The sequence below is a fragment of the Actinomycetospora atypica genome, from assembly GCF_042653685.1.
GTDB classification, from domain to species: domain Bacteria; phylum Actinomycetota; class Actinomycetes; order Mycobacteriales; family Pseudonocardiaceae; genus Actinomycetospora; species Actinomycetospora atypica.
Map to the genome: position 1 here is coordinate 1 of NZ_JBHSIV010000047.1, position 14,350 is coordinate 14,350.

The 14,350-nt window shown below is 74.3% G+C and carries 11 protein-coding genes; 7 read left to right on the forward strand and 4 right to left on the reverse strand.

Annotation, left to right across the window (positions count from 1 at the left end; genetic code table 11):
* The first annotated feature begins 247 nt into the window (after positions 1 to 247).
* Genes ACFPBZ_RS26570 through ACFPBZ_RS26580 form a run of 3 tightly spaced genes read left to right on the forward strand, consistent with a single transcriptional unit; the run spans position 248 to position 6,236 of the window.
* Complete coding sequence (locus tag ACFPBZ_RS26570; protein ID WP_378039127.1) at positions 248 to 5,125, forward strand: NAD-glutamate dehydrogenase; 4,878 nt, start codon at positions 248 to 250, stop codon at positions 5,123 to 5,125.
* The gene (locus ACFPBZ_RS26575) at positions 5,122 to 5,562 is read left to right on the forward strand and encodes an acyl-CoA thioesterase (RefSeq protein WP_378039128.1); all 441 of its coding nucleotides are present in this window, start codon (positions 5,122 to 5,124) and stop codon (positions 5,560 to 5,562) included. Before ACFPBZ_RS26570 ends, ACFPBZ_RS26575 begins: the two co-directional genes overlap by 4 nt.
* Positions 5,559 to 6,236, forward strand: coding sequence for a DUF8185 domain-containing protein (locus ACFPBZ_RS26580; protein ID WP_378039129.1), 678 nt, complete (start codon positions 5,559 to 5,561; stop codon positions 6,234 to 6,236). Before ACFPBZ_RS26575 ends, ACFPBZ_RS26580 begins: the two co-directional genes overlap by 4 nt.
* 16 nt (positions 6,237 to 6,252) lie before the next feature.
* Here the strand turns inward: ACFPBZ_RS26580 and ACFPBZ_RS26585 are convergent, their stop codons facing one another.
* The 3 genes from ACFPBZ_RS26585 to ACFPBZ_RS26595 form a co-directional block, all read right to left on the reverse strand.
* Positions 6,253 to 6,948 carry a dienelactone hydrolase family protein gene (locus ACFPBZ_RS26585; RefSeq protein WP_378039130.1) on the reverse strand — a complete coding sequence of 232 codons (696 nt, stop codon included), beginning with the start codon at positions 6,946 to 6,948 and terminating at the stop codon, positions 6,253 to 6,255.
* 71 nt (positions 6,949 to 7,019) lie between these two features.
* A complete protein-coding gene (locus ACFPBZ_RS26590; RefSeq protein ID WP_378039131.1) occupies positions 7,020 to 7,403 on the reverse strand; it encodes a globin in 384 nt (127 codons plus the stop codon).
* 13 nt (positions 7,404 to 7,416) lie between these two features.
* Positions 7,417 to 8,478, reverse strand: coding sequence for a mechanosensitive ion channel family protein (locus tag ACFPBZ_RS26595; protein ID WP_378039132.1), 1,062 nt, complete (start codon positions 8,476 to 8,478; stop codon positions 7,417 to 7,419).
* 179 nt (positions 8,479 to 8,657) lie between these two features.
* Between ACFPBZ_RS26595 and ACFPBZ_RS26600 the strand changes: the two genes are divergently transcribed.
* The 4 genes from ACFPBZ_RS26600 to ACFPBZ_RS26615 all read left to right on the forward strand — a co-directional run bounded on the left by ACFPBZ_RS26600 (position 8,658) and on the right by ACFPBZ_RS26615 (position 11,652).
* Positions 8,658 to 9,332, forward strand: a complete 675-nt coding sequence (locus tag ACFPBZ_RS26600; protein ID WP_378039133.1) for an HNH endonuclease — start codon at positions 8,658 to 8,660, stop codon at positions 9,330 to 9,332.
* A 26-nt stretch (positions 9,333 to 9,358) separates the two neighbouring features.
* The gene (locus ACFPBZ_RS26605; RefSeq protein ID WP_378039134.1) at positions 9,359 to 10,825 is read left to right on the forward strand and encodes an amidase; all 1,467 of its coding nucleotides are present in this window, start codon (positions 9,359 to 9,361) and stop codon (positions 10,823 to 10,825) included.
* A 64-nt stretch (positions 10,826 to 10,889) separates the two neighbouring features.
* Positions 10,890 to 11,138, forward strand: a complete 249-nt coding sequence (ctaJ, locus tag ACFPBZ_RS26610) for an aa3-type cytochrome oxidase subunit CtaJ (protein WP_378039135.1) — start codon at positions 10,890 to 10,892, stop codon at positions 11,136 to 11,138.
* Positions 11,125 to 11,652: a DUF5130 family protein gene (locus ACFPBZ_RS26615; protein WP_378039136.1), complete on the forward strand. Its 528-nt coding sequence runs from the start codon at positions 11,125 to 11,127 to the stop codon at positions 11,650 to 11,652. The genes ctaJ and ACFPBZ_RS26615 overlap by 14 nt, the downstream gene beginning before the upstream one ends.
* 64 nt (positions 11,653 to 11,716) lie before the next feature.
* Here the strand turns inward: ACFPBZ_RS26615 and pepN are convergent, their stop codons facing one another.
* Positions 11,717 to 14,281: an aminopeptidase N gene (pepN, locus tag ACFPBZ_RS26620; protein WP_378039137.1), complete on the reverse strand. Its 2,565-nt coding sequence runs from the start codon at positions 14,279 to 14,281 to the stop codon at positions 11,717 to 11,719.
* Positions 14,282 to 14,350: the final 69 nt, after the last annotated feature.

A 14,350-nucleotide genomic window follows, 5' to 3' on the forward strand; every position in this document is an offset into this window, starting at 1 on the left:
CGACCGACAGGTCGTGGGAGAGTAGGACACCGCCGGAACACCCAACCACCCCCACACCACGCACCAACACCGAATGGCCCTCCCGCACCCGCGGCGAGGGCCACACGTGTCTCTGGACCAATTCGGACGGCCGCTCGCCCGATCGGCGCAGAACGGCGCCCTGTCACGTGGTCGTTACAGTGGCCGACGTGGCTGCGTCGAGGATCGGCATCGTCCTGGTGGACCGCCCTGCTGCGGGGGCCGGCCGGTGACCGCGGCGGGGATCCGACCCGGGTCCGACGTCGAGTCCCTGCGGTCGGTGGCCCTCACCCAGGACCCCGACGACGTCGAGCTCGCGGCTCTCGCCGTGCACTACTTCGAGGGCTGCACCCTCGGCGATACCGGGGAGCAGCCCACCGAGGCCGTCGCCACCGTGCGGGCCCACCGCAGTCTCGCGCGGCTGCGCGTCCCCGGGCAGCCGGTCACGGCGGTGCTCGGCGGGGGCTCGACCGGAGCCGGCGCGATCGATCCCGAGCGGGTCCAGGTCCTCGTCGTCACCGAGGACATGCCGTTCCTCATCGACTCGGTGATCGCGGAACTGTCGCGGACCGGGCTGACGGTGCACCGCGTGGTGCACCCCGTCGTGATCGTCCGGCGGGACGCCGACGGCGCCCTCGCCGAGGTGCTGCCCGACGCGGAGCCGGCCGACCGGCCCCCGGGCACCATCGCCGAGTCGTGGATGAACCTCGAGGTCGAGGCGGAGACGCCTCCCACGGGGACGAGCGCCGCCGACGCCATCCGGGATCTCGCCGCCGACCTGCACCACCGCCTCGCGGGCGTCCTCCAGGACGTCCGGGCCGTGGTGGAGGACGGCGCGACGATGGTGGAGCGCGCCCTGCAGCTGGCCGATCGCGTGGAGGCCGACCCGCCACCGGTCACACCGCACCAGGTCACCGACACCGTGGCCCTGCTGCGGTGGCTCGCCGACGGGAACCTGACGTTCCTGGGGCACCGGGTGGAGGGCGACTGCCCGGCCGACGGGGCCGGCATCCTCCGCGACGGCAGCACCACCACCGCCCGCGGGCTGCAGGACGACGGGCTCGCCCTCCCCCGGACGGCCACGGACGAGGACGGGCTCCTCATCCTGACGCGGGCGAGCACCCGGTCGACGGTCTACCGCCCCGTGCACCCGCTCTCGATCACGGTGCGCGTGTTCGACGGCGACGGTCGGATCGTCGCCGAGCACCGCTTCCTGGGCGTCCTCACGGTCGCCGCCCGCAGCGCGGACGTCCTCGAGATCCCGCTCGTCTCGCGGCGGGTCCAGGAGGTCATCTCCCGGACGGGCCTGCCGCTCGAGTCGTGGTCGGGCCAGCGGATGCTCGAGGTGCTGCAGACCTACCCCCGCTCCGAGCTGCTCTGCACCGACCGGGCGTCGCTGCACGAGACGGTGACCGGGGTGCTCGAGCTGGCCGAGCGCCGGAGCCTGCGGCTCTTCCTGCGCCGCGACCGCTGGGGCCGCTACTTCTCGGCGATGGTGTACCTCCCACGGGACCGCTACACCACGGCCGCCCGGCTGCGGATGCAGCAGCTGCTCCTCGACCGGCTCGAGGGCACCGACATCGAGTACACGGCCCGGGTGACCGAGGACCAGCTCGCGCTCCTGCACGTCACGGTGCACACCGGCGACCGCGACCCGGCCCGCCCCGACGTCGCGGCGCTCACCGCCGAGCTCGCGGAGGCGGCCCGCACCTGGTCCGATCGCCTGCGGGCCGCGGCCGGACCCGGGGTGCGCGCCGCGATCTCGGCGTCCGGTGAACCGTTCAGCCAGGCCTACCAGGAGGACTTCACCCCCGACCGCGGGGTCGCCGACCTGCTCGTCCTGGACGGTCTCGGCGGTCCCGACGACGTGGCCGTGCGGCTGTACCGGCCCGACCGGCCCGACGCCGACCCCGAGGGCGGCAACCGGCGCCTCAAGCTCTACCTGGTCGGGCGCCGCATCACGCTCTCCACGGTGCTGCCGGTGCTGCAGTCGCTCGGGGTGGAGGTCATCGACGAGCGGCCCTACGAGGTCCGGCGCAGCGACGGCGCCCTCGCGTGGATCAACGACTTCGGCCTGCGGATGCCCCTCGACCCCGCCGGGCCCGACGAGTCCCTCACCGCCCGGTTCGCCGACGCGTTCACCGAGGCCTGGCGGGGCCGCGTGGGCACCGACGGCTTCAACGCCCTGGTCCTCACCGCCGGCCTGACGTGGCGGCAGGCCGCCGTCCTGCGCGCGCTGGCCCGCTACCAGCGCCAGATCGGCAGCCCCTACGGGCAGAGCTACATCACCGACGTGGTCGGCGGGCACTCGGCCGTCGCCGTCGGGCTCGTCCGCCTCTTCGAGGCCCGCTTCGACCCCGCCGGGGAGGCCCGGGACCGGGACGAGCGGGTGGCCGCTCTCGACGCGGAGGTGGAGGCGGCCATCGACGCCGTCACCAGTCTCGATGCCGACCGCATCCTGCGCGCCATGCTCGGTCTCGTCCGGGCCACGCTGCGCACCAACTACTTCCTCGTCGACGCCGACGGCCGGTCGCGGGAGTTCGTGTCCTTCAAGCTCGACCCGTCGCGGGTGCCCGGGGTGCCCGAGCCGCGGCCGGCGATCGAGACGTTCGTGCACTCCAACCGCGTGGAGGGTGTGCACCTGCGGTTCGGCCCGATCGCCCGCGGCGGGCTGCGGTGGTCGGACCGGCTGCAGGACTACCGCACCGAGATCCTGGGGCTGGTGAAGGCCCAGGCGGTGAAGAACGCCGTCATCGTCCCGGTCGGCGCCAAGGGCGGCTTCGTCGTGAAGCGTCCTCCGGCCGCGACCGGCGACGCCGCCGTGGACCGCGACGCGCAGCGCGCCGAGGGCGTCGCCTGCTACCGGATGTTCATCTCCGGCCTGCTCGACCTGGTCGACGACCGCGAGGGCCACGCCGCCGACTCGGCGGCGCGCACCCCCGCGGGCATCGTGCGCTACGACGAGGACGACACCTACCTCGTCGTCGCCGCCGACAAGGGCACCGCCACCTTCTCCGACATCGCCAACGGCGTCGCGAAGGACTACGGGTTCTGGCTGGGCGACGCGTTCGCCTCCGGGGGATCGGTCGGCTACGACCACAAGGCCATGGGCATCACCGCCAAGGGCGCGTGGGAGTCGGTGCGCCGGCACTTCCGCGAGCTCGGTGTGGACGTGGCGACCGACGAGATCACCGTGGTGGGCGTCGGCGACATGTCGGGCGACGTGTTCGGCAACGGCATGCTGCTCTCGGACCACCTGCGGATCGTCGCCGCGTTCGACCACCGCCACGTCTTCCTCGACCCGAGTCCCGACCCGGCCGCGTCGTTCGCCGAGCGGCAGCGCCTGTTCGAGCTGCCGCGCTCGTCGTGGGCCGACTACGACACCTCGCTGATCAGCGCGGGCGGCGGGGTCTACCCGCGCACGCTGAAGCGGATCCCGGTCTCCGAGCAGGTCGCGGCGGTCCTGGGCACCACCGCGGGCGAGCTCGACCCGGCCGAGCTGATGCGCGCGATCCTGCGCGCCCCCGTCGACCTGCTGTGGAACGGCGGGATCGGCACCTACGTGAAGGCCTCCGAGGAGACGCAGGCCGACGCGGGGGACAAGAGCAACGACCCCGTCCGGGTCGACGGCGCGGAGCTGCGCGTGCGGGTGGTCGGCGAAGGCGGCAACCTCGGGCTGACCCAGCGCGGGCGTATCGAGTACGCGCGCTCCGGCGGCCGGGTGAACACCGACGCGATCGACAACTCCGCGGGCGTCGACTGCTCCGACCACGAGGTCAACATCAAGATCCTGCTCGACTCGCTGGTGGAGCGCGGCGAGCTCGCCGAGGAACGGCGCGACGAGCAGATCGCGGCGACCACCGACGACGTCGCCGCCCTGGTGCTCGCCGACAACGTGGCCCAGAACGACGTGCTCGGCGTCGCCCGGGCGCACGCGCCGGACATGCTCACCGTGCACGAGGCCCTCGTCACCGACCTCGAGGCGCGGGGCGCCGTCGACCGCGGGCTCGACGTCCTGCCCGACGCCGAGGGCTTCGAGCAGCGTCGGCAGGCGGGGGAGGGCCTCACCTCGCCGGAGCTCGCGACGATCATGGCGCACGTGAAGCTCGACCTCACCGAGTCGCTCGCCGCGACCGACCTGCCCGACGCCGAGGTGTTCGCGCGCCGGCTGCCGTCGTACTTCCCGCCCGTGCTGGCCCGCAGCTACCCGGAGGCGGTGGCGACGCACCCGCTGCGCCGCCGGATCGTCACGACGATGCTCGCGAACGAGGTGGTCGACGGCGGCGGCATCTCCTACGTGCACCGGCTGGTCGCCGAGGTGACCGCGACGCCCTCGGACGCGGTCCGCGCCTACCAGGTCGCCACCCGCGTGTTCGGGCTCGACGCCCTCGCCGCCGACATCGCGCAGGCCACCGCCGACGGCCTCGCGACCGACGTCGCCGACCGGCTGACGCTCGCCTCGCGCCGCACGCTCGACCGCGCCTCGCGGTGGCTGCTGACCCACCGGCCCCAGCCCCTCGCGGTCGGCGCCGAGACGCAGCGCTTCTCGCCCGCGGTCGCGAGCCTCGGGCCGCGGGTGCCGGACATGCTGCGCGGCTCGGAGGCCGAGGAGCTCGCGGGGAAGGTGGCCGCCCTGGTCGACGACGGGGCCCCGCCCGAGCTCGCGCGGCGCGCCGTCGGCGCCCTGCACGGCTTCGGGCTGCTCGACGTCACCGAGATCACCGAGATCGCCGAGGCCGACCACGACGACGATCCCGACGACCTCGTCGCGGTCGCCGACCTGTACTACGCGCTCTCGGACCACCTGGGGATCGACCGGCTGCTCACCGCGGTGGCGTCGCTGTCGCGCCAGGACCGGTGGGACGCGCTGGCCCGGCTGTCGCTGCGCGACGAGCTGTACTCCTCGCTGCGGGCCGTGACGATCGACGTGCTCGCCGACACCGACAACACCGAGTCCTCGGAGGAGAAGATCGCGCACTGGGAGCAGGCGAACGCCTCGCGGCTCATGCGCGCGCGCAGCTCGCTCGCCGAGATCGACCGGTCGGGGCGCCGCGACCTCACGACGGTGTCGGTGGCGGCCCGCCAGATCCGGAGCATGGTCCGATGACCGCACCGGAGGGGACCTACGACGTCGACGTGCGCGTCCGCTGGGCCGACCAGGACGCGTACCGCCACGTCAACCACGCCGTCGTCGTGACCCTGCTCGAGGACGCCCGCACCCACCTGCTCTTCGACGCGGCCGCCCGCGAGGGCGTCGCGGCCTTCGAGGCCGGGCTGCTCGTGGCCCGCGTCGACGTGCGCTACCGGCGCCCCATCCCGTGGCACCCGCGCGGGGTGCGGGCGCGGATGTGGTCGCACGCGGTGAGGGCGGCGTCGTTCGTCGTCGGGTACGAACTGCTGCTTCCCGACGAGGAGGGTGGCTGGGACCCGAAGCCGGCGGTCACCGCCGACACCCAGCTCGTCCCCTACGACCTCGCCTCCGCCCGGCCGCGGCGCCTCACCGCCGACGAGCGCTCGTTCCTGCTGCGCTACGAGGCCGCATGAGCGCCACGAGGGACACGACGGGGCGCCTCGCGGTGCCCGACCGGGCGCAGCGCGAGGACCTGGCGGGCTTCGTCGGGCGGGCGGTGCGGCTCGACGCGGCCGTCGTCGTGCGGCTGCGGGCCCGTCCCGGGGACCGGCCGGCGGTCGAGGCGTGGGCGGCGACCCCGTTCGACGCGCTGGTCACCCGCGCGGCCCCGGGGACGCTCGAGCCCGCGGACGTGACGGTGGTGGGGTCGGACCTCCTCGCGGCGCTCGCGGTGGCCTCCGGGGAGACGGTGGAGCCCGGGACACCGGTGGACGACCGCTGGCGGGGCCCGCTCCCGCCGCTGCGCCCCGACGCCCGGTGGCAGGTGGTGGGCGACGTCCCGGCCGCCGAGCTGAACCGGCTCGCCGAGCGTGGGGTGGCCGCGGCCCGGGAGGGCGACCCGAGCGGGCGGCCCTCGGCGGCGCTGCTCGACCAGGTGGTGCTCACGGTCACCGACGACGCCACGGGCGCCGAGGTGCGCGTGCCCATGCGGTGCGTGTTCGCCCTGTCGGGCATGGGCTTCGTCGGGCCGGGCGCCGGCGACGAGGACGCGGTGCGGGTCTCGACCGACGGCGGGTGGCTGCGACTGGACGCGCGCGGCGGCGCCGTGGTCCGGCGCCGCCGCGCGCAGCTCCCGCTGGCGCTGTGAGCGGCGTGGTGGGCGCCTAGCCCAGCTTCGCGCGCAGGAAGTCGCGCGTGGCGCTCCAGGCCTTGACGGCCTGCTCGGGGTCGTAGGTGCCCAGGTGGTTCTCCTCGTTGAAGAACGCGTGGCCGGCCGGGTAGATCCGGAAGTCGGGGCGCACGCCCGACTCCTTCTCGATCCGTTCGGCGAGCTCCTCGACGGCGTCCGGCGTAGCCATCTCGTCCTCCTCGCCGAAGTGGCCGAGCAGCGGCGCCGTGAGCTTCTCGAAGCTCGGGTAGTCCTCGCCCAGCACCCCGTAGAACGGCACGGCCGCCCCGATCCGGTCGCCCTGCTGCGCGGCGAGCACGAGGACGAAGCCGCCGCCCATGCAGAAGCCGACGGCGCCGACCTTCTCGCCGACCACCGCGTCGTGCCCGAGCAGGAAGTCGACCGCGCCCGCGAGGTCGGTGGCGGCCTGCTGCACGGGGAGCTCGGACATGAGCTTCCCGGCCTCGTCGGAGTCGTGCGTGGTGGTGCCGCCGTACAGGTCGGGCGCGAGCGCGACGAAGCCCTCGGCCGCGAGCCGGTTGGTCACGTCGGCGATGTGCGAGGTCAGGCCCCACCACTCCTGGATGACCACCACGCCGGGTCCGCTGCCGGACTCGGGGAGGGCGAGGTAGCCGTGGGCGGTGCGCCCGTTGGAGGGGAAGCTGACGTTCTGGAGCGGGTTGTCGGGCATGCGGCCATTCCAGCAGGTCGGCCGAGGACGCGCCGACGACGGCCGGGACGGCGTCGTCCCGGCGCGGGAACTCAGAAGGCCTTGTTCATCATGCTCATCGCCGCCATCTCCATGTACTCCCAGATCTGGCGGTGCCGCTCCGCGGGCAGGGCGGCCTCGTCGACGGCCACCCGCATGCAGCGCAGCCACGCGTCGCGCTCGAGGGGGCCGATGGGGAACGGGGCGTGCCGCATCCGCAGCCGGGGGTGCCCCCGCTGCTGGGAGTAGGTCTGCGGGCCGCCCCAGTACTGCTCCAGGAACATCCGCAGGCGGTCCTCGGCCGGGCCGAGGTCCTCCTCCGGGTAGAGCGGGCGCAGCACCGGGTCCTCGGCGACCAGCTCGTAGAAGCGGTGCACGATCTGGTGGAAGGTGCCGTGGCCGCCGACCTCGTCGTAGAACGTCTGGGGACTGCTCACACCCACCACCGTCTCACGTCGTCCGCTTCCCGGCCGTCGAGGCACCGAGGCCGCCGAACGGCGTGGGCGCCGGGACCCCGGCGTCGTCGAACGCGGTCTTGACCTCGCCCGCCACCGCGCGCTGCACGGCCCACTGCTCGCCGGGGCGGGTGCGGACGGTCAACCGCAGCAGGACGCCCTCGGCGGTCACCGACTGGACGCCGAGCATCTCCGGGGTGCCCAGCACCTTCGCGGCGATGCCGGGCTCGGCGCACTCGCGCACGGCGGCGGCCTCGGCGATCTCGAGGGCGTCGTCGACGTCGGCGGCGTGCCCGATGGGGATGTCGACGACGGCCACCGAGTAGCCCTGGCTGGAGTTCCCGACGCGCAGGACCTCGCCGTTGCGGACGTACCAGACCGTCCCGGCGATGTCCCGCAGCGTCGTCACCCGCAGGCCGACGGCCTCGACCGTGCCGACGGCCTCGCCGAGGTCGACGACGTCGCCGACGCCGTACTGGTCCTCGAGCATCATGAAGATCCCGGAGAGGAAGTCGCGGACGAGGTTCTGGGCGCCGAAGCCGATCGCGACGCCGAGGATGCCCGCCGAGGCGATGATCGGGGCGAGGTTCACCCCGAACTCGCCGAGGATCAGGACGAACGCGACGCCGTAGATGAGCAGGGTCGAGAACGACCGGAGGACCGACCCGATCGTCGCGGCCCGCTGGGCCCGTCGCTCGATCATCTGCGGGGCGGCCTCGCGCAGGCTCGCGGCGGCCCGGTCGCGCAGGGGGCGCAGCAGGCGCGGCACCCGGCCCGCGCCGCCGACGCTGGTGAGCCGCCGGATGCCGCGGTGCACGGCGTGGCGCAGGATCAGCGCGACGACGAGGATCAGCAGCACGGTCAGCGCGTGCGAGACGATCGCGTCGGCCGAGCGCGAGAGCCACGACGCGTGCGTGTACGAGAACACCCGCGCGCACAGCGAGCCGGCGTCGCTCGCGCAGGCCGGCGCGCTGATCGGCACGTCCGGCAGCACCGAGGGCTCCGGGGACGGCGTCGGGGTGGGCGGCTGGGCGACGATGCCGGGGACGATCAGCACACCCCGGGACGATACGGAGCCGCCCCCGCGCGACCGGCCGGGGGAGAGGGGCCCGGCACTCGGCGGGGAACGCCCCGGTGAACGATCCACTATCACAGGTGCGAGCAGGGCCTCGATGTGGTCGACTGTGCCCACTCTCGGTGGGAGGTGGTCGTGTGCCCGAACGACAACCCAGGACCGTGACGCCGCTGCTCAGCGCCGTCGACGGGGCTCTGAGGTCCGAGCCTCCCGACGCCCTGGTCCCCGTCCGCGATCCGGTCGCCCCCGCCGATGCGGGTGCCCCCACCGGAGACCTGGACGTCACGGTCACCGTCCGCCCGGAACCGCCGGTGCCCGCCTGGGGACGTCGACGGGTCCTCCTCCTGAACGCCACCTACGAACCCCTGACGGCGCTCCCGCTGCGCCGCGCGATCGTCCTGCTGGTCTGCGGCAAGGCCGACGTGGTCCACGGCGACGCCTCCGGGCTCGTCCTGCACTCCGCGGCCGGGGCGGTCGACGTCCCGTCGGTCATCCGGCTGCGGGTCTTCGTGCGGGTCCCCTACCGCGCCCGCGTCCCCCTGACCCGGGCCGCACTCATGCACCGCGACCGGTTCCGGTGCGCGTACTGCCCCTCGAAGGCCGAGACGATCGACCACGTGGTGCCCCGCAGCCGCGGCGGCACGCACACGTGGGAGAACTGCGTCGCCTGCTGCGCGCGCTGCAACCACAAGAAGGCCGACAAGCTGCTCGCCGAGCTCGGTTGGCCGCTGCGCACGATGCCGACCGCGCCCCGCGGACGCCACTGGCGACTGCTGGCGGGGCTGGTCGACGCCGACCCGCAGTGGCTGCCCTACCTGGGGGAGACCGCGGCCTAGGACGGGGTGGGGCAGGATCGCGCGACGTGGGTGACCTGCACGAGCTGACCGCACTGGAGACGTCCGAGGCGGTGCGGCGCGGCGACGTGCGGGCGCTCGACGTCGTCGACCACGCGCTGGAGCGCGCCGAGGAGGTCGGGGCCCGCCTCGGCGCGTTCGCGGTCCTCGACCCCGAGGGCGCCCGGGACGCCGCGCGCGCCCTCGACGGGGCCCTGGCCGGGCCCACCCCGCCGACCGGGCCGCTCGTCGGGGTCGCGACCGCGATCAAGGACCTCACCGCGACGGCGGGCGTCCCCACCGGCCGCGGGTCGGTCGTCCACCGGGGATGGGTGCCCGCGTACGACGACGACCTCGTCGGGCTCCTGCGCGCCGCCGGCACCGTGAGCATCGGGAAGACGGCCGTGCCCGAGTTCGGGCTGCCCTGCTACACCGAGCCCGCCGGCGCCCCGCCCGCGGTGACCCCCTGGGACGTCTCGCGCTCGGCGGGCGGGTCCTCCGGCGGCGCCGCGGCGGCCGTGGCCGGCGGGGTGCTGCCGGTCGCGCAGGGCTCGGACGGCGGCGGGTCGCTGCGCATCCCCGCGTCGGTGTGCGGGCTCGTCGGGCTCAAGACCACGCGCGGTCGGGTCCCGGCCGGGCCCGCGGGCGGCGACCCGGCGGGGCTGTCGGTCGCCGGACCGCTGGCTCGGACCGTCGCCGACGCCGCGGCGCTGCTCGACGCGCTGTGCGGCGGCCGGTCGTGGCCGGGGGAGTCGCTGGTGGCGCCCGCGCCGCCGCCGGAGGGCTACCTCGGCGTGGTGCACGGCGCCCCGGGCCCGCGGCGGCGGATCGGGGTGTGCACGACCGTCCCGTACGGCGACCTCGCGGGTCTGCTCGGCCCGGCGTGGACCGGGGCCTCCGTCGACCCCGTCTGCGTCGCCGCCGCCGAGGAGACCGCCGCGCTCCTGGAGTCCCTCGGGCACCGGGTGGAGCCGGTGGAGCTGACGCTGCCCGACGAGGTCGTCGCCGCCTTCGTCGGGCTGTGGGCCACCCTCGCCCTCGCCGACGCGGTCGATCCCGACGACGAGGACCGGCTGCAGCCGCTCACACAGCTGCTCCGGGCGCGGGGCCGGGAGGTCACGGGGATCGACGCGCTCGTCGCCCTGCACACCGTGCAGGTGGCCACCCGGGCGATGATCGCCGAGCGGTCCGGGCTCGACGCGGTGCTCACGCCGTCGGTGGCCCTGCCGCCCCGCCCGGTCGGCTGGTTCTCCGCCGACGGCCCGGAGACCGACTTCGCCCGGCAGGTCGCCTTCACCCCGTGGACCGCGATCGCGAACATGACCGGGGAGCCGGCGCTCGGGCTGCCCCTCGGCTGGCCCGTGATCGACGGCGTCACCCTCCCCGTGGGGGTCACGTTGCGTGGCCGGCGCGGCGAGGAGGACCTGCTGCTCGCCCTCGGCGCGGAGCTCGAGGCGGCGTCCCCGTGGGCGCACCGGCGGCCGCCGGTCTGGTGACTCCCGGCGGACGGAGGACACCTACGACACGACGTCGGACGCTCTTTCCACTACGGTTCGGGCCGTGAGACCGATCGAGACGATCCTGATCTACGGCGTGATCCCGGTCGTCGTCCTGCTCGTGCTGTTCACGTGGACGATGCTGCGCTCGCGGGGGCGGAAGGTGCCCTACCGCTCGGGCGACGACTGGCCGCACGACTCGCTGTGGTGGATCGGCAACCCCAAGGGGACCGGCCTGCCCGAACCGACCGTCGACGCCGTCGGCACGGTCGCGACCCGTACCGCCCGAGGAGGCGCACGTGGCACCTGGTGAGACGGGCCTCGTCCGTCGTCAGGCCCGGTCGGGGGAGACCCCGGTCCTGAGCGAGGCCGGGATGGTCGAGGACCCGGTCTACGGGCACGCTCGCGTCCCCACCGCGTCGGGCCGGATCTCCGAGGCCGTCGAGGTCGTCGCCGACGACCACAAAGTCCCCTTCTCCTCGTCGCAGCTCTCCCGCATCGACGAGGCCCTCACCCGCACCTCGGCCGACACCGGGCTGCTGTTCACGGTGTTCGTGGGCGAGCTCGGCGGCCGGTCGCGCGAGCGCGCGGAGGAGCTGCACGCCTCGCTGGGCGACTCCGCCCCCGAGGCCGTGCTCGTCGCGGTGTCCCCGGGCGAGCGCGTGGTCGAGGTCGTCACCGGCGAGGAGTCCGTCCGCCGGGTCGACGACCGCGGCGCCAAGCTCGCGGTGATGGCGATGGTCTCGTCGTTCACCGAGTCCGACCTCGTCGGCGGCATCGTCGAGGGTCTGCGGGTGCTCGGCGACCACGCGGGGTCCAAGCATTAGAAGGTGCGCGGAGCGCCCGTGAGCACTAATCCGTGTCCAGACACGGATTAGTGCTCACAGGCCGTCAGGCACCCCGGTCGGCCTCGCGGGCGCGCAGGGCCCGGACGATGCCCGCCCGGCCCTCGGTGACCAGGCGGCGCAGGGCCGACGGGTGCTCGTCGGCCAGCCAGCGGTCGGCCGCCTCCACCGTGGCCTGCTCGACGGCCCACGACGGGAAGAGCCCCTGCACGAAGGGCTGCGCCTGCTCGCTCGAGCGCCGGCCCCACACCTCGTCGACCACCGCGAAGTACTTGTCGCGGTAGTCGGTGAGCAGCGCCCCCTGCGCCGGGTGCGAGAAGCCCATGATGATCGCCATGTTGATCGCGTTGGGCAGCGAGTCGTCGTAGACCGCCCGCTCCCAGGCCGTGGCCTTGGCCTCGGGGGTCGGGACGAGCGCCCGCGCCCGCTCGGCCATGCGCTGTCCGGTCGCGGTGTTGTCGCGCGCGAGCTCGGCCTCGATCTCGTCGGCGCCCGCCGCCCCGTGCGCGACGAGGGCGTGCAGCAGCCGCCAGCGCAGGTCGGTGTCGACGGTGAGGCCCTCCAGCGGGGCCGAGCCGTCGCGCAGCCCGGCGATCCGCTCGAGCGCCTGCGGCGTGAGCACCGCGCCGGTCAGCGCGTTGACGTAGGCGAGCTGATGGTCCGACCCGGCCTCGGCGCCGTCGACCAGCCCGAGCAGCGTCGCGACGAACGACGGCCAGCCCTGCTCCACGGCCCACGTCGGCTCGGCGTAGGCCCCGAGCGCGGTCTGGGCCTGCAGCAGCAGCCGCTGCACCACGCCGACCTCGGTCTCGGCGGCGATCCCGCCGATGGCCAGCGCGACGAAGTCGCGGGCCCGCATCTCGGCCTCGCGGGTCATCTCCCAGGCGGCCGACCAGCACAGGGTGCGCGGCAGCGGCTCGGCGATGTCGCCGATCCGGTCGATCAGGGTGGTGAGCGAGCGCTCGTCGAGGCGCATCGTGCAGTAGGTGAGGTCGTCGTCGTTGACGAGCACCAGCGCGCCCGCCTCGATCCCGACGAGCTCGGGGACCTCGGTGCGCTCGCCCGAGACGTCGAGCTCGGTGCGGTGGCGCCGCACCAGGCGACCGGCCTCGTCGTCGTACACCCCCACCGCGATCCGGTGGGTGCGCGTCTCCCCGGCACCGGGCGTCGCGCCGCCCTGGGTGACGGCGAAGCTCTCGTAGCGCCCGTCGGCGCCGACGGTGAACGACGGGGCCAGCGAGTTCAGGCCCGTGGTGCGGAGCCACTCCGCCGACCAGCCGGACAGGTCGCGCCCGGAGGCCTCGGTGAGTGCCGCGAGCAGGTCGTCGAACGTCGCGTTGCCGTAGGCGTGGCGGGAGAAGTACAGCCGCAGCCCGGCGAGGAACTCGTCCTGCCCGACGAAGGCCACGAGCTGCTTGAGGACCGACGCGCCCTTGGCGTAGGTGATGCCGTCGAAGTTGACCTCGACGGCCTGCAGGTCGGGGATGTCGGCGGCGATCGGGTGCGTCGAGGGCAGCTGGTCCTGGCGGTAGGCCCACGACTTCTCGACGTTCGCGAACGTGGTCCACGCGTTGCGGTACTCGGTGGCCTCCGCCTGGCTCACGACGCTCGCCCAGGTGGCGAAGGACTCGTTGAGCCAGAGGTCGTCCCACCAGCGCATCGTCACGAGGTCGCCGAACCACATGTGCGCCATCTCGTGCAGCACGGTCTCGGCGCGGCGCTCGTAGAGGTAGCGGGTGACGCGGCTGCGGAAGACGTAGTCCTCGAGGAACGTCACGGCGCCGACGTTCTCCATCGCGCCGGCGTTGAACTCGGGGACGAAGAGCTGGTCGTACTTCGCGAAGGGGTAGCCCACGCCGAAGTTGCGGTGGTAGAAGCCGAAGCCCTGCTTGGTCTCGGCGAAGAGCCGGTCGGCGTCCATGTGCTCGGCGAGGCTCGTGCGGCAGAAGATGCCGAGCGGGATGGTGCCGTACTCGTCGGAGTACTCGTCGCGCCAGACGGCGTAGGGGCCCGCGATGAGGGCGACGAGGTAGGTGGAGATGCGGACCGTGGTGTCGAAGGCGTGGTGCACGGCGCCGTTGTCGAGGGTGGTCGTCGTGTCCGGCGCGCCGTTGGAGATCACCTGCCAGTCGGGCGCGGCGAGCGCCGAGAGCGTGATGGTCGCCTTGAGGTCGGGCTGGTCGAAGCAGGCGAACATGCGCTTGGCGTCCGCGGTCTCGAACTGGCTGTAGAGGTAGACCGCGCCGTCGACCGGGTCGACGAAGCGGTGCAGGCCCTCGCCGGTGTTCATGTAGCGGCAGTCGGCGTCGACGACGAGCTCGTTGTCGCCCGCGAGGTCGGGCAGGGCGATGCCCTTCTCCTCGTCGTAGCCGGTGACGTCGAGCGCGATGCCGTTGAGCGTCGCGCTGCGGACCCCGGCGGCGACGATGTCGATCCAGGTCGCGGCACCCGGCTGCCGGCTGCGGAAACGCACGGTGGTCGTCGAGCGGAAGGTCGTCTCGCCCGGCGCCGCGGTCCCGTCGGTGAGGTCGAGGGCGATCGTGTACGAGTCGACCTCGAGCATCTCGGCGCGGGTCTGCGCGTCGGACCTGGTCAGGTTGGGAGCAGCCACGCCCCGCACCCTAATAGGGGTCGGAACACGGTCGTCGGTTCAACGGTTGCACCCGGGTAGACGTCGCCG

Coding starts and splice junctions, on each gene's coding strand:
- ACFPBZ_RS26575 (WP_378039128.1), top strand. CDS start 5,122: ATGACCGCACCGGAGGGGACCTACGACGTCGACGTGCGCGTCCGCTGG.
- ACFPBZ_RS26580 (WP_378039129.1), top strand. CDS start 5,559: ATGAGCGCCACGAGGGACACGACGGGGCGCCTCGCGGTGCCCGACCGG.
- ACFPBZ_RS26585 (WP_378039130.1), bottom strand. CDS start 6,948: ATGCCCGACAACCCGCTCCAGAACGTCAGCTTCCCCTCCAACGGGCGC.